Source organism: Arthrobacter sp. SLBN-112 (assembly GCF_030944625.1).
GTDB lineage: Bacteria > Actinomycetota > Actinomycetes > Actinomycetales > Micrococcaceae > Arthrobacter.
On record NZ_JAUSXY010000001.1, the window covers coordinates 261,128 to 279,353 of the forward strand.

Below are 18,226 nucleotides of genomic sequence, written 5' to 3' on the forward strand. Positions count from 1 at the left end.
AATGTGCGTGGTTCCGGCACAGGCACGTCACGCTTCGATCTGGCCGACCGCTCTCACCCTATCCCCTGCCCCCGCCGGGGTTGGTTCTTGGATCCCGGACAGGACGACGACGGCGGCGCTGGTTTTTGTGCCCGGCATGCGGTGAGCTTGAAACATGCCCTTCCATTCCCCAGCCGTCGATGTCCCGCCGCAACCTTGGACAGGGAGGTACGACGGCGACGGACCGGAACACCGCCGCTGGTGGCAGGCAGTGACCATGGAAAGTCAGCCGGGGCCGGTGGACGCGCCGGGCGGCCGGAGTGCCGGGCATCCAGTGGCATCCGGCCGCAAGCCGGTGGCCCTGCTGGGCTTCGCCAGCGACGAGGGCGTGCGCCGGAACAAGGGCCGCATCGGGGCGGAAGCCGCACCGGCGGCGCTGCGACAAGCACTGGGCCCGCTGGCGTTCCATCTGGACCGCACCGTTGCCGATCATGGGGACGTGGTGGTGTCCGGGGACCGGTTGGAGGCCGGCCAGGAACGGTTGGGCCAGTCGGTAGCCTCCCTGCTCGATGCCGGCCACCAGACTGTCGTCCTGGGCGGGGGCCACGAAACCGCCTACGCCAGCTACCTTGGCGTCAGTGCGTCGGCGGCGGTCCGCAGCGGGCAGCGCCTGGGCGTGCTGAACCTTGATGCCCACTTCGACCTCCGCGACGAAGCGGTTCCAAGCTCCGGGACGCCGTTCCTGCAAATGGCACGCGCGGAAGCGGACGCCGGGCGCGACTTCCGCTACGCCGTCGTCGGTATCTCGGAGCCGAACAACACCCGGGCCCTGTTCGATACCGCCAGAAAACTGGGCGTCGGGTACCTGCTGGACGAAGACTGCGAGGCGGAACGGGTCCAGGCCTTCGTGGCGGACTTCCTGGCGGAAACCGACGTCCTGTACCTGACCATCGACCTTGACGTGCTGCCCGCCGCGGTGGCCCCCGGCGTCAGCGCCCCCGCGGCCTACGGTGTGCCGCTCCCGGTCATCATGGCGGTGTGCCGGCAGGTGGCGCGGAGCGGAAAGCTGCTGCACCTTGACGTGGCGGAGCTGAACCCGGCGTTCGACGTCGACGGCCGGACCGCACGCACGGCCGCCCGGCTGGTGGATACGCTGCTGCGCTGACAGTCCCTGGCGGTCAGCCGGGTCAGGCCTTCAAAACGTAACGCCGTTCCGGCCGCCCCACCCCGTACTTGAGCCGGACATCCAGCAGGCCTTCGTCGTGCAGGTACTCCAGGTAGCGACGGGCGCTGACGCGGGAGGTTCCGAGCTCCTGCGCCACCTCGGCGGCGGACACGTCAGCGGCGGCAGCGTTAAGAGCGGCCTCCACCAGCTTCAGGGTCTCGATGCTGCAGCCCTTGGGCAGCGGACGTTCGGCGCGGTCCAGGCCGAACACCCGATTAACGTCCGATTGTTCGGCAACCTCCTTGGCAGCATCCAGGCCCTGGTAGGCGTTGCGGTAGTACTCCAGCCGCTCCTGCAGGTCCGATTGGGAAAACGGCTTGATCAGGTAGTGGACGATGCCGCCCCGGAGCGCCTTCCGCACCGTTTCAACTTCGCGGGCGGCACTGATCACCAGGACGTCCAGTTCGGGGGCCACGCTGCGCAGCCGGTGCATCAGGTCCAGGCCGTTCACATCGGGCAGGTGGATGTCCAGCAGCACCAGGTCCGGCCTGAGCCGTTGGGTCTCGGCAACTGCCTGCGCGCCGGTGTGGGCCGCTCCCACCACGGTGAAGCCGGGTGTGCGCTGGATGAAGCCGGCGTGCACCTTTGCCACCATGAAATCGTCGTCGACGATCAGGACCTTGATCATGCCTGGGTACTCCCTCGTTTCAGCACGGCCGTAAAGACCGCCCCGTGGTCGTTGGCCACCGTCAGGTTCCCGCCGCCGCGGCGGCAGACAACCCGGGACATCGCCAGCCCGAAGCCGCGGCTGCCCGCCGGTCCGGGTTCCTTGGTGGTAAAGCCCTGGCGGAAGATGTGGTCGGCTGAACCGCCCGGGACGCCGGCTCCGTTGTCCCGCACCGTCACCACCACGTCTCCCCCGGCGCTGCCTTCCACCAGCACCCTGACGGCCGCCTGCGGAAGCCCGGTGACGGCGTCGAACGCGTTGTCAACGAGGTTCCCCACCACCGTGGTGAGGTCCCGGGACAGCGCGTCATCAACCTTGTCCAGCCCCGAGTCCGGGTCCAGTTGCAGGGCCACCCCACGCTCGGCGGCCAGGCTGGACTTGGCGATCAGCAGGGCGGCGAGCGCAGGATCGGCGATCCGGCCGGTCACCTCATCGTTAAGCCGGGTCCGGTCCACCGTGGCGCCGTTGACGAACTGGACCACGGAATCGTACTCGCCGATCTGGATCAGGCCGGAGATGACATGAAGCTGGTTGGCGAACTCGTGCGCCTGGGCCCGAAGGGTGTCCGTGGCGGTGCGGGTGGCGCCCAGTTCGTGCTCAAGCTCTGAGAGTTCTGTCCGGTCGCGGAGCGTGGCCACCGAGCCGATCACCTTGCCGCGGGACCGGATGGGAACCCGGTTCATCACCACCAGGCGGTCCCCGACGAGCACCAGCCGGTCCGGTCCGGGCTGGTCCCCCGTGAGGACTTCCTTGAGAGCCGGTTCGACAGCCAGTCCGGACACGCGTTTGCCCACGCAATCCGGCGGGAGCCCCAGCAGCGACCGCGCACTGTGGTTGGCCACCGTGATCCGCTCATGCAGGTCGAGCGCCACCACGCCCTCCTTGAGGCCGTGCAGCATGGCCTCCCGATTTTCCACCAGGCTGGTGATTTCGCTGGGTTCCATGCCGAGGGTCTGCCGCTTGACCCTGCGGGACAGCAGGAGGGAGCCGGCGAGGCCCAGGACGCTGGCGACCCCAAGGTAGGTGAGGAGATTGGGGACGGCATCGCCCAGCCGCTCAAGCACGGTGGGATAGTTGCGGCTGATGGAAGCGATCCCGATCATGCGGCCGGCGTCGTCAAGGACCGGAACGTGGGCGGACAGGAGCGGGGCGGGCGTCCCGCCCACCACTCCGGTCCAGGCCCGGCCTTCCATCACCCTGCTCTCGCCGAGCTCCAGCGGCTCGCCCAGCAGGCTGGGGTCCGAGGAGGCCACCACGGTGCGGTCAAGTTTTGCCAGCGCCACCCTGGAGGAACCCGAGACGATGCGCACCGACTCGGCCACCGCGGGCAACACGGCACCGCCACGCGGTTCAGTGTCCGGAAGGAGTTCCCGCACCACCGGATTGCCGCCCAGCGCTTCCGCGGCCGACAGCGCACGTCTGCCCTCGGTCCGTTCGAAGGCCGCCGCGGACTGGGCCAGGGAGATGGCCACCACGCCCACCAGCACCGCCAGGACAATGAGCAACTGCAGCAGAAGGTACTGCCCGGCAAGGGACATTCCTCGTCGTCGAGTCACAATGGTCTTCCTGGTGTTCCGGGGGGCGATACCCGGGAACTATATCCCAAAGCCCGCGGCGGGGACGTTGCGGGGTGTTTGAAGCGTGAACGCAATGAACACAACTTTCTCTGCGTACACAAGAGTGATGGCCGTCACCTGCGCCCCTAGCATCGGAACCACCCAGTCAGCCGATGCTGATCAGATTTTGATGAGAAGAGGAATACATGCGCCAGATCCGCGCATTGCGAGTTGCCGCCATTGCCGCCGGCATCGCCCTGATGGCCACCGGTTGCGGTGCCACCAGCAAGGGCTCCACGGGTTCGGAAAGTTCCGGCGCCGCTGCCGGTCCCATCACCGGCCTGCAGATCATGGTCCCCAACACCCCCGGCGGCGGCTACGACACCACCGCCCGCGCCGCCGCCAAGGTCCTCGATGACGAGAAGATTTCCACCAACACCGAAGTCTTCAACCTGGCCGGCGCCGGCGGCACCGTGGGCCTGGCCCGGATCGTCAACGAAAAGGGCAACGGCGACCTCGCCATGCTCATGGGCCTGGGCGTCGTGGGTGCCAGCTACACCAACAAGTCCGAGTCCAAGCTGACGGACACCACCCCACTGGCCCGCCTCATCGAAGAGCCCGGCGCCATCATGGTCAGCAAGGACTCGCCCTACAAGACCATCGATGACCTGGTGAAGGCCTGGAAGGCCGATCCCGGCTCCATCTCAGTAGGCGGCGGCTCCTCCCCCGGCGGCCCGGACCACCTCCTGCCGATGCAGCTTGCAGGTGCCGTGGGCATCGACGCCACCAAGGTCAACTTCGTCTCCTACGACGGCGGCGGCGACCTCCTGCCCGCGATCCTCGGCAACAAGCTCGGCTTCGCCGCCTCCGGCGCCGGGGAGTACCTGAAGCAGATCGAATCCGGCGAGGTCCGCGTCCTGGCCACCAGCGGCGAGAAGCGCCTCGACGGCGTGGACGCACCCACGCTCAAGGAATCCAACATCGACCTGGTGTTCACCAACTGGCGCGGCGTGGTGGCCCCTCCGGGAATCAGCGACAAGGACAAGGCTGCCCTGATTGCGGCCCTGGAAAAGATGCACGGCACCGACGGCTGGAAGGAAGCGCTGAAGACCCACAGCTGGACCGATGCCTTCATCACCGGTGACCAGTTCAAGTCCTTCCTCACCGAGCAGGACAAGCGCGTAGCCGACGTCCTCACCAAGCTCGGGCTGGCGTGACGTCCCTGACCACAGGCCTCAAAGGCCGCTCCGAGCTGGGCGTTGCCCTCCTGCTCGGGGCGGCCGGCGTCCTGGTCTTCCTGGACGCCAACGGCCTGGCGACCCCGTATTCGAAATCCGACCCGGTGGGGCCCAAGACCGTTCCGTTCATCGTGGCCGGAATGCTGGTGGTCTGCGCCGTGCTGCTGGCCCTCAACGTCCTGCGCGGCGGCAAGGGCGAGGCCGAGGGTGGCGAAGACGTCGACCTCACCCATCCCGCGGACTGGAAGACCGTCCTGCCGCTGGCAGGAACCTTCATCCTGAACATCCTGCTGATCGACTGGGCCGGGTGGGTGATCTCCGGGACCGTCCTGTTCTGGGGCAGCGTCCTGGCCCTTGGCAGCCGCCGCTACGTCCGGGACGGACTGATCTCCGTGGCGTTGTCCCTGCTGACCTTCTACGGCTTCTACCTGGGCCTTGGCATCGCGCTGCCGGCCGGCCTCCTGGAAGGAATCCTCTAATGGACGTCTGGTCCTCCCTGATGGACGGCTTTGCCACCGCCCTGACCCCCATGAACTTCCTGTACGCCGTCATCGGCGTGGTCCTGGGCACCGCCGTCGGCGTCCTCCCCGGCCTGGGCCCGGCCATGACCGTTGCCCTGCTGCTCCCCGTCACCTACGCCTTGGAACCCACCAGTGCGTTCATTATGTTCGCCGGCATCTACTACGGCGGCATGTACGGCGGCTCCACCACATCCATCCTGCTGAACACTCCCGGCGAATCGTCCTCCGTAGTCACCGCCATTGAAGGCAACAAGATGGCCAAGGCGGGCCGGGCGGCGCAGGCGCTTGCGACGGCGGCCATCGGCTCGTTCGTCGCCGGCACCATCGGCACGGCGCTGCTGGCCGTCTGCGCACCGATCGTGGTGAAGTTCGCCGTCAGCCTGGGCGCGCCAAGTTACTTCGCAATCATGGTCCTCGCCCTGTTAGCCGTCACCGCCGTACTGGGCTCGTCCCGGCTGCGCGGATTCGCATCCTTGGGCCTCGGCCTGGCCATCGGCCTGGTGGGGATGGATTCGGTGACCGGCCAGCGCCGCCTGACGTTCGGCCAGCCCCTGCTGGCGGACGGCCTGGACATCGTGGTGGTGGCCGTGGCCATCTTCGCCGTGGGCGAGGCCCTCTGGGTGGCCGCGCACCTCCGCCGGACTCCTCTGCACGCGATCCCCGTGGGCCAGCCCTGGATGGGCAAGTCCGACTGGAAGCGCTCCTGGAAGCCGTGGCTGCGAGGTACAGCCTTCGGCTTCCCGTTTGGCGCACTGCCCGCCGGCGGCGCCGAGATCCCCACGTTCCTCTCCTACGTCACGGAGAAGCGCCTCAGCAAGCACCCGGAGGAATTCGGCCACGGCGCCATCGAGGGCGTCGCGGGCCCGGAAGCGGCCAACAACGCTGCCGCAGCCGGCACCCTGACCCCGATGCTGGCCCTGGGCCTGCCCACCAACGCCACGGCCGCCGTCATGCTCGCCGCCTTCACGTCCTATGGCATCCAGCCGGGCCCGCAGCTCTTCACCAGCCAGGGTCCTTTGGTGTGGGCGCTGATCGCCAGCCTCTTCATCGGCAACTTCCTGCTGCTGATCATCAACCTGCCCCTGGCACCGATGTGGGCCAAGCTGCTGCAACTCCCCCGCCCGTACCTGTACGCCGGCATCCTGTTCTTCGCCACGCTGGGCGCCTACTCGGTGAACCTGCAGGCGTTCGACCTGGTGATCCTGCTGGTCCTGGGCGCACTCGGGTTCATGATGCGGCGCTTCGGACTCCCCGTGCTGCCGCTGATCCTCGGCGTGATCCTGGGACCCCGTATCGAAGGCCAGCTCCGCAAGACGCTCCAGCTGAGCGCGGGCGACCCGGCAGGGCTTCTGGGTGAGCCGATCGCCGTCGGGATCTATGTCATCATTGGCCTCATCCTGCTCTGGCCGTTTGCCTACAAGCTGTTCCGCCGGAACCGTCCGGCGCACAAGCCCCTGGTTCCGGCCAATTCGGGCGCGGCGGACTACAGTGACTGAACAGCTCCCTAACCTCGCAAGCCCGGGCAGGGACACCTGTCCGCGTGGGTCACAGAAGACATAAGGAGACAACAATGACAGTCGTTGTGGGATACGTCCCGACCCCGGAGGGCGAAGCTGCCCTGACGCAGGCCATCACCGAAGCCCGCAAGAGCAACAGCACCCTGGTATTGATCAACTCCTCCAAGGGCGAGGCGACCGTGGACAACCGTTTCGCCCAGGACGGCGAGATCCAGGACATCGAGCAGCGGCTTGCCGGCCAGGGCATCCAATTCCTGATCAAACGACCCGTCCGCGGCCACGACGCTGCCGCCGAAGTGCTGGATGCTGCCGAGGAGCACAACGCTGACCTGATCGTGATCGGCCTGCGCCGCCGCACCCCGGTGGGCAAGCTGATCATGGGCAGCACATCCCAGCGCATCCTGCTGGAAGCGGACTGTCCGGTGCTGGCGGTCAAGGCAGGCTAGCCGCGCAGCATCAGCTAGGCCGTTGCGGCCGCCGGCGCCCGGAACAGCTCCTGGCGCTGGCGGCCCAGGCCTTCCACTTCCACCTCCACCACGTCGCCGGGCTGGAGGTAGGGGAACCGGCCGCTCAGCGCCACGCCTTCCGGGGTTCCGGTGAGGATCACGTCGCCAGGTTCCAGCCGCATGTACTGGCTGCAGTGGTGGACGAGGGTGGGCGCGTCGAAGATCAGTTGGGACGTCGAGGAATCCTGGCGCGGTTCTCCATTGACCCAGCTGCGCAGCGGGAGGTTGCCGCCGTCGATATCCTCCGCCGGAACCAGCCACGGGCCCAGGGGCGTTGACCCGGGCAGCGACTTGCCCTTGGTCCACTGACCCGCGGCACCCGGCAGCTGGTATTCACGTTCGGAGAGGTCGTTGGCAGTGACATAGCCGGCGATGCACCCGGCTGCCTCTTCCAGTGACCCGAGGTAGCCGGCCTCCCTGCCGATCACGATGCCCAGTTCCACCTCCCAGTCGTACTTGGCGGAACGCGGAGGCAGCGGAGCGGGATCGAATGGGCCGGCGACCGTATTACTTGGCTTGAGGAAGACCACGGGAATCGTTGGCGGTTCGGCCCCGGACTCGGCGGCGTGCGCGGCGTAATTCATCCCGACGCCCACCACGGAACCGGGCCTTGCCACGGGCGCCCCGACCCGGAGCGCGTCTGCGCCCTCGAGGACCGGCAGCTCACCTGCTTCCAAGGCTTTCCGGACTTTGTCCAGGCCGCCGGCTGCGAGGAACCCGCCGTCAACATCGTCGGTCAGGGGCAGCAGGCTGAAGTACTGGCCGGCGCCGTCCGCTGAGGGAACCAGCACGGCGGGCTGTTCGCTGCCGCTGTGGCCCAGGCGCATGATCTTCATACCGAATCTCCTCAAGGTGTAGTGACGGAACTGCTGGATGTCAGGTCCGGGCGGGACCCGCTTCCATGGTCGTTGATTCCGTCCGGCGCCGCGAACGAACGCTTTATGACCGCCGCTCCGAGGCTTTAGGAGGGCAGTCATCTGACATATGTGAATACTCATCGCTAGAATAGCGGAGCCACATGGCACGAAACACAGAAAGTTCGGTACATGACTACAACCACTTTGGAGCGCGTCCCCGCCGCTGCCAAGACCGCCGAAAGGCCGGAACTCCGGTCCATCAGCCTGGAGTTCTCCAGTGCCAGCGAGGTCCACGCAGGACTGGAAGACGCGGTAGCCGAACTGATTGAGGTGGCAGCGAAGGACGCCGCCTGCGGCATCCTGGTAACCAGGCTGCACCCGGGACGCTACACGGTAGCCCTGGACGAATCAGTGCCCTTCGGCGAAACCTACGAATCCTTCGCGGCCTGATTCGCCTGCTGCCTGATACCCCGGCCGCCTGGTTGGCCGGGCGAGCCCGCAGGTCCCGGACGGACGCCTGAAGCAACTAAAAATCCCCGCAGTGCCGTGAAGCACTGCGGGGATTCTTAGTTGCTGCGGGTGCGGCTCAGGCGAGACGGACTTGGACGCCGTCGGACTTCAGGAAGAGCTGCTTCTCCGACAGGTCGGACGGTCCGGCCGGCACCAGCCAGAGGACGTTGCCGCTCTGCGACACCTCTTCCACCTCCCCGGCTGCCACCACATGCGCATGCTTGATGATTTCGACGCGGTCCCCGGCCTTGAGGGCCTTCCAGTTGGATACCGCGGCGGAATGGGCGTTGCGCCTGGACAGGACTGCCCCACGTGCTTTCATTTGAACTTCTACCCCTTTGTATCGTTCTGCTGCCACAGCGTCGTTGATGTGACTTTCACTACATCTTCAGTTCTACTACACTCCGCACCCCACCATGGGCAGTGACGCCGGATATTCCGCCCTTTGGACGGAAGCGCAGCAGGCACTGAAGATCCTTCGGTTTTAGGCCAGGGAGCCGACGGCGGATTCGGCCGCCCGTCGCACCTCTCCGGAGGCAACCAGCCGGTCCGCCGCTTCGAGTTCGGGCGACAGGAAACGGTCCGTTCCCGGGCCATCCACCACGGCGCGGAGGGCAGCCGCGACGGCGGTGCCCGCCGGGCCCGGAGTGAGCTCGCCACCGGAAAGCTGGGTGCGGATGTCCAGCGCGCGCGCAGAGGTCACCAGTTCGATGGCCAGGACCCGCCGGAGATTCTCCACCGCCTTGCGCAGCTTCCGTGCCGCGTGCCAGCCCATGGAGACGTGGTCCTCCTGCATGGCGGAGCTTGGAATCGAATCCACCGAAGCCGGCACTGCCAGCCGCTTGTTGTCCGAGACCAGGCCTGCCTGGGTGTACTGCGCAATCATCAGCCCCGAGTCGACGCCCGGATCCGACGCCAGGAAGGCGGGAAGTCCGTGCGACCGGGCGGGATCAAGCATCCGGTCCGTCCGGCGTTCAGCGATGGAGCTGAGGTCCGCGACGGCGATGGCCAGGTAGTCCAGGACGTACGCCACGGGCGCACCGTGGAAGTTGCCATTGGAGCTGACGCGGCCGTCGGGAAGGACCACCGGGTTGTCGATTGCTGCGGCAAGTTCGCGGGTTGCCACGAGTTCCGCATGGTCAACGGTGTCACGGACGGCACCGGCAACCTGCGGGGCGCAGCGGAGCGAGTAGGCATCCTGCACCCGGGAGTCCCCCACCTTGTGGGAAGCGACAATCGGCGAATTCGACAGCACGCGCAGCATGTTGTCGGCGCTGGCTGCCTGGCCGGGGTGCGGGCGCAGCGCGGCGTGCAATTCGGGCAGGAACACCTGGTCGGTGCCCAGCAGTGCCTCGACGCTGAGCGCGGCGGTGATGTCCGCCGTCGCCAGCAGCTGGCGGAGGTCGGCGATGGCCATCAGGAGCATGCCCAGCATGCCCTCGGTGCCGTTGACCAGTGCAAGTCCTTCCTTCTCGGCAAGGGTGACCGGCTCGATGCCGTGTTGCGCAAGCAGCTCGGCGACAGTCCGCTCGCCCCGCCCGCCGTACGTGACGCCGTCGGGCCCTTCTGCCTCGCCTTCACCCATCAGCACCAGGGCGCAGTGCGAGAGCGGGGCCAGGTCTCCTGAACAACCGAGCGAGCCAAATTCGCGGACCACCGGAGTGATGCCGGCGTTCAGGACGTCCACCATGGTCTGCAGCACCACGGGACGGACTCCGGTGCGGCCGGAGGCGAGGGTCTTGGCGCGCAGGAACATAATGCCCCGCACCACTTCGCGTTCCACGGCCGGCCCCATGCCTGCAGCGTGGCTGCGGATCAGGGACTTCTGCAGCTGGGTACGCAGTTCGTTGGGGATGTGGCGGTTGGCCAGGGCACCGAACCCGGTGGAGATGCCGTAGGCCGGCACATCGCTGGACGCGAGGTCATCGATGTGGGCGCGGACCTTGGCAACGGTTTCCAGGGCATCCGGGGCGATGGTCACCTTGGCGTCGTGGCGGGCGACGGCGAGCACGTCCTCGGCCGTGACGCCGACGGAGCCAAGGGTGACGGTCAGCGGTGAGTGGGTGGTGTGGTGGGTTGCAAGGGTCATGGTGTTCCTACTTTGGGTGGTGGAGCCTGCGGCGGTGGTTGAGCTCGTCGAAACCTGGATTTCGACAGGCTCAATCAGCGGGATTCGTTCATCGGGATGCGGACGCCGCGCTCCTTGGCGACGTCGAGGGCGCGTTCGTAGCCGGCGTCGGCGTGGCGGATGACGCCCATGCCGGGGTCATTGGTGAGCAGGCGTTCGAGCTTCTGGGCGGCGAGGTCGGTGCCGTCGGCGACAGAGACCTGGCCGGCGTGGATGGAGCGGCCGATGCCTACGCCGCCGCCGTGGTGCAGGGAGACCCAGGTGGCGCCCGAGGCGGTGTTGAGCAGGGCGTTCAGGAGCGGCCAGTCCGCGATCGCGTCAGAGCCGTCAGCCATGGCTTCGGTTTCGCGGTACGGGGAGGCGACGGAGCCGGAGTCCAGGTGGTCACGGCCGATCACGATGGGGGCCTTGACCTTGCCGTCCTTTACGAGCTGGTTGAACAGTAGTCCGGCTTTGGCGCGTTCGCCGTAACCCAGCCAGCAGATGCGCGCCGGCAGGCCTTCGAATTCGACGCGTTCCTGGGCTGCGTCGATCCAGCGGTGCAGGTGCTTGTTCTCCGGGAAGAGCTCCTTGATGGCTTCGTCCGTGACGCGGATGTCCTCCGGGTCCCCGGAGAGTGCAACCCAGCGGAACGGGCCGAGCCCCTCGCAGAACAGGGGCCGGATGTAGGCCGGGACGAATCCGGGGAACTCGAAGGCCCGGGTGTAGCCGCCCTTGCGGGCCTCGTCGCGGATGGAGTTGCCGTAATCGAACACCTCGGCGCCGGCGTCCTGGAATTCCACCATCGCCTGGACGTGCCGGGCCATCGATGCCTGGGCCTTCTTGGTGAAGCCTTCCGGATCTGCGGCGGCCTCGCGGTGCCACTCGTCCACGGAGATGCCCTCGGGCAGGTAGCTCAGCGGATCGTGGGCCGAGGTCTGGTCCGTGACGATGTCGACGGTGAGTTCGCCGGCTTTGTGGCGGCGCAGGATCTCGGGGAAAACCTCGGCGGCGTTGCCCACGTAGCCCACGGACCAGCCGCGGCGTTCTTCCTTGGCCGCCAGGACCTTGGCGATGGCGGCGTCGAGATCCGTTTCCACCTCGTCCAGGTAGCGCTTGCCCGCGCGGCGGCGCAGGCGGGACTCGTCGACGTCGACAATCAGGCAGGCGCCGTCGTTCAGGGTGACGGCGAGCGGTTGGGCGCCGCCCATGCCGCCGCAGCCGCCGGTGAGGGTCAGGGTTCCGGCGAGCGTGCCGTTCTCGTCCCCGGTGAGTTTCCGGGCGATGGCGGCGAAGGTCTCGAAGGTGCCCTGGAGGATGCCTTGGGTGCCGATGTAGATCCAGGATCCGGCGGTCATCTGGCCGTACATCATCAGGCCCTCGGCCTCGAGGCGGCGGAATTCGGGCCACGTGGCCCAGTCGCCGACGAGGTTGGAGTTGGCCAGCAGGACGCGCGGGGCCCATTCGTTGGTGCGGAACACGCCGACCGGCTTGCCGGACTGGACCAGCAGGGTCTCGTCCTTTTCCATGGTTTCCAGGGTCCGGGTGATGGCGTCGAAGGCCGCCCAGGAGCGGACGGCGCGGCCCGTGCCGCCGTAGACAACGAGGTCATCCGGGCGTTCTGCGACCTCGGGGTCCAGATTGTTCATGAGCATGCGCAGCGGCGCTTCGGTCTGCCAGGACTTTGCGGTGAGCTCGGTGCCGCGGGCTGCTTTGACCGGGCGGGCACCGGTGGTGAAATCGGCGGGTGCCATGATGGGCTCCTTCTCGTTGGTGTCTGTGTTGGGAAAGAAGTTCTGTATCAACTAAAGCCCTTGGCGGACGGGCTTCACAGGGGTTTTTACGGGGTACTGTCCGGTATCGCAGACACGGCCGTTATCCGGTCTTGCCCTGTCAGCCCTGGTCCTCCATCGGGCTGGAGGGGACCAAAACTGACAGGGCAATGCGCGCGTTTGGGGCGGCTATTTTCCGGGCCGGCCATGGAGGCGGACGGAGAGTTCGTCGGCCACCTTCTGGACGCGGGCGGCCAAGACCGGCCACTCCTCCGCGGGCAGCTTGTCCTCAAGGAAGGTGACGGCAACGGCGGCGGTGGGCCACCCCAGATGGTCGGTCACAGCAGCAGCGATGGAACCAAAACCTGGAGTCACCTCGCCATGTTCGGTGGCGTACCCCCGCTGGCGGACCTGGTCCAGGTGCGAGGACAGCGCGGAGTACTTCATGATGGCCCCCACCACCTCATGCCGGGCAGTGAAGGCGGCGGCGTTCGGGTAGAGCGCACGCACCTGCGACTTGGGCAGCGCAGCAAGGATGGCTCGTCCGCTGGCGGTGAGGTGGCTGGGAAGCCGGACGCCGACGTCGGTCACCAGGGACGGACGGTTCTTCGCCCTTTCCTCCACGATGTACAGGACATCACGGCCGTGCAGAACGGCCAGGTGCGCACTTTCACCGAGAGCATCCACGAGACTCGCAAGCAGCGGCCGGCCAAGCCGGGACAACGGCTCCTGCCTCGAATAGGCGGAACTGAGTTCGAAGGCGCTGATGCCCAGCCCGTAGCGTTGCTCCTCATGCAGGTGGAGGACGAAGCCGTTCGCCTCCATGACGCCCAGCAGGTGGTAGACGCTGGACCGGGGCAGGTCAAGGCTGGAGGCGATCTGGGAGGCCGCCATCGGCCCGCGCCGGGAGGCCAGCAGCTTGAGGATGCGGAGGGTGTTTTCCGCAGCAGGGACTTTTGAGGATGCCTTGACCGCCGCGCGGGGCGCCTGGGCTTCGGTGCTCAATGCAGTGCTCATTGGCTGGAAGGGTCTTTCTGGGTAGCTCTGTCCGGTATCCCGTACTTAAGCTTGCGCCCTCCGTGACCTTGCGGCGGTGCTGTCCCTAAGGTTTTCTGTCTGTGATACCAGACGCCTGCCCGATTTCAACTATGCCAGCGTCGTGGGGCAGCTGACTCCAGCTCATCGAAATCCAGGAACAGCTCCCATTCCGGGAAGGGGTCGGCTGGCAGCTCATTTTCGGAGGGACCCGGGTCGCAGGGGACGTCCGTGGCCGGCATGTCCCACTGATCCGCCCCCTCCAGGACCTGTGGCGTATCTGCCAACGGCGGCTCCTCCTGACTGGCGTGGCCGCTGGGCAGGGCAAAGTATGCAGGCACATACAGGTCCTGTTGTCCTGGCTCCACCTCCGACGTCGCACCCCAGAACGCCTCACTCAAGGCCGGCCAGTGGGTTGGTTCACGGTCTGGTTGTTCGGGTTTGTAGGTGCGTCCGGTGGGTGAGGTCCAGCCGGGTGGCTGGTTTGTTGTTGCGGGGGTTGGTATCCAGGGGCGGGCGTGTTTGAGCCGGTGGTGCTTGGGGCAGAGCTGGCCCAGGTTGCCGGCGCCGGTGGTGCCGCCGTGTTCCCAGGCGGTGAGGTGGTCGGTGTCGTTGTCAGCGGTGCGGTTGTTGCAGCCGGGGAAGGTGCATTTCCCGTCGCGCATCCGGATCCATTTCTTGATGGTCTCGGGCAGCCGGTAGCGGGTGCGGCCGATGTCCAGGGGTGCCCCGTCGCGGGGGTCGACCAGGACCCGGTAGAACGATTCCGCCCCGTCCGCGACCAGCCTGCGTGCCATTGACGCCGGGATCGGCCCAAACCCGTCCAGCACGGCGGGTTCATCGGTGAGGCCAAGCAGCGAAAACACCGGCACCATGACCAGGACATCCGCCCGAGGAACGGGAACCTTGCCAATGCCACACGTATTTCCGACAGCCTCACCCGCAGCAGCTCCGGCGCCGAGGAGGAGGGAGGCGGCGACGTCGGCGCGGAGCTGGGTGAGGGTCCGCCCTTCCGTAGGGCCCTGCAAACCGCGGGCGGTGGCGGTGCTGCGGTTCCAGATGGCGCACGCGGTATCGCCAGGAAGGTGGAGCGAGATCCAGCCCATGCCGTCCCGGTCCGGGGTGTAGTCCATCCGCCGGTCCGCCACCCCCTTGGCGTGGCGTTTCTCCAGGGTTTCGGGGTGGTGGCGTTCCCGCCAGGCGCGGACCTTGGCCCGGAACCGGGAGGGCACGAGTTCACCGGGTGCGGCGCCTCTGGCGGGGTTGGGCGCTTCGGGGTCGAAGAAATGTGCCACCAGCCCGGCAGCACCTGCGGGGGTGAGGCCCTCAGTCTCATCGGCAATGACCTTCGCGTGCTGCCAAGACACTGCACCTGCGGCCAGAGAGTCCATCAGCGGCGGCAGGGAACAGACCCGCCGTGCCTGCCCTACCAAGGCCCCCGCCGCCCCGGAACTGATGGTCAGGACCCCGGCGATCTCCTCCACCGCGGAGATCTCCGCGAACGTGCGCTCATCCACCGGGGCCTCGGGCGGGGTCATGGCCAGCTGCAACCCGACGCACTCCGCCACGTCCAGCGCCTTCACCGCCGCGAGCTGCGCCTCCAACCGGGCCACAACATCCAAGCGTTTCAGGCACAGCTCATACCGCCGCGCCAACACATCAACACCAGTACCGGCTTCAAAACCAACACCAGCACCAGCACCGGGCCCAGCACCAGCACTAGCCCCAGCGTTGGCAGGGCTAAGCGCGGCACCCTCCAGCGGTGCCCCCTCCAAGGCAGCGTCCTCCAGAACCAGCACATCCAGCGCCGCAACAGAGGCACGAACACCCTCCATCACCACCGCCAAATCCGTACCAATCCCCATAAAAACATCATCCAACCAGGGTCTGACATTCAAAGCCGAGGCGTCGTCGCGGGTTGGCGGCCAAGCCGACACGTATAAACGCTCCCATCCGCCCAAGGTCCCTGACCCACGAAGCTGCGTGCCGGCGTCGTACGCAACCTCGCTGCCCAGAATCCCTGACGCACCAGAAATACCCGGCGCGCAAAGGAATGTGCACAGCGCCAAACTCCTCCCCACACCCCAAACGCTGCCCCAACAGTCTGGAACCGAAGACAGCAACCCGCCGTGAGCCTCATCACGGTGCCTCCGAAAATGGTCTGCTGGTTAGCGGCTCCCCTCCCAATGACGAGAAGGTAATTGCATGCAACCAGCTCCAACCCCAACCCGGATCGACAGTCCGGCGGACCAGCAGAAGCCGGCGGACACCGCCGGACGCGTCCTCAACCGCGGCCTGAACGTGCGGCACATCCGCTTCATGGCCCTGGGCTCCGCCATCGGCACCGGCCTCTTCTACGGCTCCGCATCCGCAATCCAGAAGGCGGGCCCAGCCGTCCTGCTGGCCTACATCATCGGCGGTGCCGCGGTGTTCATGGTGATGCGCGCCCTCGGAGAGATGGCGGTACGGCACCCGGTGTCCGGTTCCTTCAGCCAGTACGCGGGACGATACCTCGGACCCCTCGCCGGCTTCGTGACCGGATGGACGTACGTCTTCGAGATGGCCATCGTTGCCATCGCCGACGTCACCGCCTTCAGTATCTACATGGGCTTCTGGTTCCCTCAGGTGGACCGCTGGATCTGGGTCCTGGCCGTCATCTGCTTCCTGGCGGCATTGAACCTGCTCAGCGTCAAGGTCTTCGGCGAACTCGAATTCTGGTTCTCCCTGATCAAGGTCGCGGCAATCATCGCCATGATTGCAGGCGGCGCCGCGATCATCATGTTCGGATTCCAGGCCGGCGGCTCCACCGTGGCGCCGGGCCTGGGCAACCTGGTTGACCACGGCGGCCTGTTCCCGAACGGCTTCGAAGGCCTGCTGGCGTCCTTCGCCGTAGTGATGTTCGCCTTCGGCGGGGTCGAGACCCTGGGCATCACGGCAGGTGAAGCGGCAGACCCCAAGAAGGTCATCCCCAAGGCCGTCAACACCGTCCCGGTCCGCGTTCTGCTCTTCTACGTCCTGACGCTGGGCGTCCTCATGAGCCTTTTCCCGTGGGACCAGGTGGGCAGCAACGGCAGCCCGTTCGTCCAGATCTTCAGCGGCCTGGGCATTCCCGCTGCGCCCCACATCCTCAACGCCGTGGTGATCACCGCCGCACTCTCCGCCATCAACAGCGACATTTTCGGCGCCGGCCGCATCCTCTTTGGACTGTCCAACCAAGGGCAGGCGCCGGCAGCTTTCGGCAAGGTCTCGCGCCACGGCGTCCCTTGGATGACGGTGGTCATGATGGCCGGGATCCTGCTGGTGGGCGTGGTCCTCAACGCGGTCATTCCGGAGGACGTGTTCCTGGTCATCGCCTCGATTGCCACCTTTGCCACCGTGTGGGTCTGGGTGATGATCCTGGCGTCCCACGTGGCAATGAAGCGGGAAATCGCGCGGAACGGCCTGCCGGCGTCGGAATTTCCCTCACCGTGGTGGCCCGCCGCTTCAGTCCTCACCATCGCTTTCATGGCGCTGGTGATCGCCATCCTGGGCGCCTTCGAGGACACCCGGGTGGCCCTTTACGTGGGCGCAGCCTGGCTCGGGCTGCTTGTCCTGGCGTATCGGCTGTGGGTCAAGGGGGACGGACGACGCCGGGCCCACCTTGAGGACGAAACGTCGCCGCTGCCGGTGGTCGGGGCCGCCCACAACAATTAATAGAAGCCCGTTCACAGCAAGGTGCCCGGCCCCACAAGGGACCGGACACCTTCCTCTTCCGCTGCCTTACGCCGTAGCCGCCGCGGACCGTACTGCTTGGGCGAGCGACGTCGTCGGACGCCCAATGAGCTTCCCGAGGTCACCGGTGCTGACCAGGAGATCACCGCGGGCGATGCCGAGGTCCGAGTCCGCAAGGATTTCGGCGAACGCCTCCGGCACCCCAACGGAGGTGAGCAGGCCGGCGTAGTCCTTGGCGGGGAGGTCGTTGTAGGTGATGGCCCTGCCCGTGGCGGCGCTGATCTCCGCGGCGAGGTCGGCCATGCTGAAGGCTTCATCGCCGCCCAACTCGTAGATCTTGCCGGCCTGGCCCTCGGCCACCAGGACCGCTGCGGCGGCGTGGGCGTAGTCCACCCGCGCAGCACCGCTGACCTTGCCGTCCCCGGCGCTGCCCGCGACCGCACCCTGGGCGAGCGTTCCGGGCAACTGCTCCGTGTAGTTTTCCAGGTACCAGCCATTGCGGAGCAGCACGAAGGGAACCCCGGACTCGCGCAGAAGGGCCTCGGTGGCCTTGTGCTCACCGGCCAGCAGCATGCCGGTGGTGTCCGCGTTGGCGATGCTGGTGTATGCCAGCAGTTCCACGCCTTCAGCCCGGGCTGCCTCGATGACGGTACGGTGCTGTTCGACGCGCTGGCCCACTTCGCTGCCGGAGATCAGCAGCACCCGCGTTGCCCCCTTGAGTGCGGCGGCGACGGACGCGGCATCGGCGTAGTCCATGGCCTGGACGTTGACACCGCGCGCTGCGTAGCCGGCCAGCTTCCCAACGGAACGGCCGGCTGCCACAATCCCGCCGGCGGGCACGCCGCGCTCCAGGAGGGCTTCGATGACGTGCTGGCCCAGTTGGCCGGTGGCGCCTGTAACAACAATGCTCACAATGGATCCTTTCGAGGAATTTTGATCTGTCGAGGAGCACAACCACGGCCCAACTGGAATACTTCCCCAAAGAGAGTACGCACTTTGAAGTAAGGTACTGACCTTTAGGTAAG

General features: G+C 66.9%; 16 protein-coding genes. 7 read left to right on the forward strand and 9 right to left on the reverse strand.

Features of this window, described 5'->3' with window-relative positions; genetic code table 11:
* Window positions 1-154 precede the first annotated feature (154 nt).
* Complete coding sequence (hutG, locus tag QF050_RS01220) at window positions 155-1,144, forward strand: formimidoylglutamase (protein WP_308928781.1); 990 nt, start codon at window positions 155-157, stop codon at window positions 1,142-1,144.
* Between the two features lie 22 nt (window positions 1,145-1,166).
* On the opposite strand, the gene QF050_RS01225 is transcribed toward hutG, so the two are convergent.
* A complete protein-coding gene (locus tag QF050_RS01225; protein WP_308928782.1) occupies window positions 1,167-1,832 on the reverse strand; it encodes a response regulator in 666 nt (221 codons plus the stop codon).
* On the reverse strand, window positions 1,829-3,409 hold the full coding sequence (locus tag QF050_RS01230) for an ATP-binding protein (protein ID WP_308932067.1): 1,581 nt from the start codon (window positions 3,407-3,409) through the stop codon (window positions 1,829-1,831). The genes QF050_RS01225 and QF050_RS01230 overlap by 4 nt, the downstream gene beginning before the upstream one ends.
* A 224-nt stretch (window positions 3,410-3,633) precedes the next feature.
* Between QF050_RS01230 and QF050_RS01235 the strand changes: the two genes are divergently transcribed.
* From QF050_RS01235 to QF050_RS01250, 4 genes are all read left to right on the forward strand, one after another.
* A complete protein-coding gene (locus QF050_RS01235; RefSeq protein WP_308928783.1) occupies window positions 3,634-4,644 on the forward strand; it encodes a tripartite tricarboxylate transporter substrate-binding protein in 1,011 nt (336 codons plus the stop codon).
* A complete protein-coding gene (locus QF050_RS01240) occupies window positions 4,641-5,144 on the forward strand; it encodes a tripartite tricarboxylate transporter TctB family protein (RefSeq protein WP_308928784.1) in 504 nt (167 codons plus the stop codon). The genes QF050_RS01235 and QF050_RS01240 overlap by 4 nt, the downstream gene beginning before the upstream one ends.
* Complete coding sequence (locus QF050_RS01245; protein ID WP_308928785.1) at window positions 5,144-6,682, forward strand: tripartite tricarboxylate transporter permease; 1,539 nt, start codon at window positions 5,144-5,146, stop codon at window positions 6,680-6,682. The genes QF050_RS01240 and QF050_RS01245 overlap by 1 nt, the downstream gene beginning before the upstream one ends.
* 74 nt (window positions 6,683-6,756) lie before the next feature.
* Complete coding sequence (locus QF050_RS01250; protein ID WP_308928786.1) at window positions 6,757-7,149, forward strand: universal stress protein; 393 nt, start codon at window positions 6,757-6,759, stop codon at window positions 7,147-7,149.
* 14 nt (window positions 7,150-7,163) lie between these two features.
* Here QF050_RS01250 and QF050_RS01255 read toward each other — a convergent pair whose 3' ends face one another.
* Window positions 7,164-8,045, reverse strand: coding sequence for a fumarylacetoacetate hydrolase family protein (locus tag QF050_RS01255; RefSeq protein ID WP_308928787.1), 882 nt, complete (start codon window positions 8,043-8,045; stop codon window positions 7,164-7,166).
* Between the two features lie 210 nt (window positions 8,046-8,255).
* Here QF050_RS01255 and QF050_RS01260 point away from each other — a divergent pair, with 210 nt between their 5' ends.
* Window positions 8,256-8,516: a hypothetical protein gene (locus QF050_RS01260; protein WP_308928788.1), complete on the forward strand. Its 261-nt coding sequence runs from the start codon at window positions 8,256-8,258 to the stop codon at window positions 8,514-8,516.
* A gap of 136 nt (window positions 8,517-8,652) precedes the next feature.
* On the opposite strand, the gene QF050_RS01265 is transcribed toward QF050_RS01260, so the two are convergent.
* The 5 genes from QF050_RS01265 to QF050_RS01285 form a co-directional block, all read right to left on the reverse strand.
* Window positions 8,653-8,898: a hypothetical protein gene (locus tag QF050_RS01265; protein ID WP_018763066.1), complete on the reverse strand. Its 246-nt coding sequence runs from the start codon at window positions 8,896-8,898 to the stop codon at window positions 8,653-8,655.
* 162 nt (window positions 8,899-9,060) lie between these two features.
* The gene (gene hutH, locus QF050_RS01270) at window positions 9,061-10,665 is read right to left on the reverse strand and encodes a histidine ammonia-lyase (RefSeq protein WP_308928789.1); all 1,605 of its coding nucleotides are present in this window, start codon (window positions 10,663-10,665) and stop codon (window positions 9,061-9,063) included.
* A gap of 74 nt (window positions 10,666-10,739) precedes the next feature.
* Window positions 10,740-12,437, reverse strand: coding sequence for a urocanate hydratase (locus QF050_RS01275; protein ID WP_308928790.1), 1,698 nt, complete (start codon window positions 12,435-12,437; stop codon window positions 10,740-10,742).
* 207 nt (window positions 12,438-12,644) lie between these two features.
* Window positions 12,645-13,472 carry an IclR family transcriptional regulator gene (locus QF050_RS01280; protein ID WP_308928791.1) on the reverse strand — a complete coding sequence of 276 codons (828 nt, stop codon included), beginning with the start codon at window positions 13,470-13,472 and terminating at the stop codon, window positions 12,645-12,647.
* Between the two features lie 125 nt (window positions 13,473-13,597).
* Window positions 13,598-15,355 (reverse strand): DUF222 domain-containing protein, encoded by a 1,758-nt coding sequence (locus QF050_RS01285; RefSeq protein WP_308928792.1) that lies wholly within the window; start codon window positions 15,353-15,355, stop codon window positions 13,598-13,600.
* A gap of 340 nt (window positions 15,356-15,695) precedes the next feature.
* Here QF050_RS01285 and QF050_RS01290 point away from each other — a divergent pair, with 340 nt between their 5' ends.
* Window positions 15,696-17,183: an amino acid permease gene (locus QF050_RS01290; protein WP_308928793.1), complete on the forward strand. Its 1,488-nt coding sequence runs from the start codon at window positions 15,696-15,698 to the stop codon at window positions 17,181-17,183.
* A 66-nt stretch (window positions 17,184-17,249) separates the two neighbouring features.
* On the opposite strand, the gene QF050_RS01295 is transcribed toward QF050_RS01290, so the two are convergent.
* Window positions 17,250-18,113: an SDR family oxidoreductase gene (locus QF050_RS01295; protein WP_308928794.1), complete on the reverse strand. Its 864-nt coding sequence runs from the start codon at window positions 18,111-18,113 to the stop codon at window positions 17,250-17,252.
* Window positions 18,114-18,226: the final 113 nt, after the last annotated feature.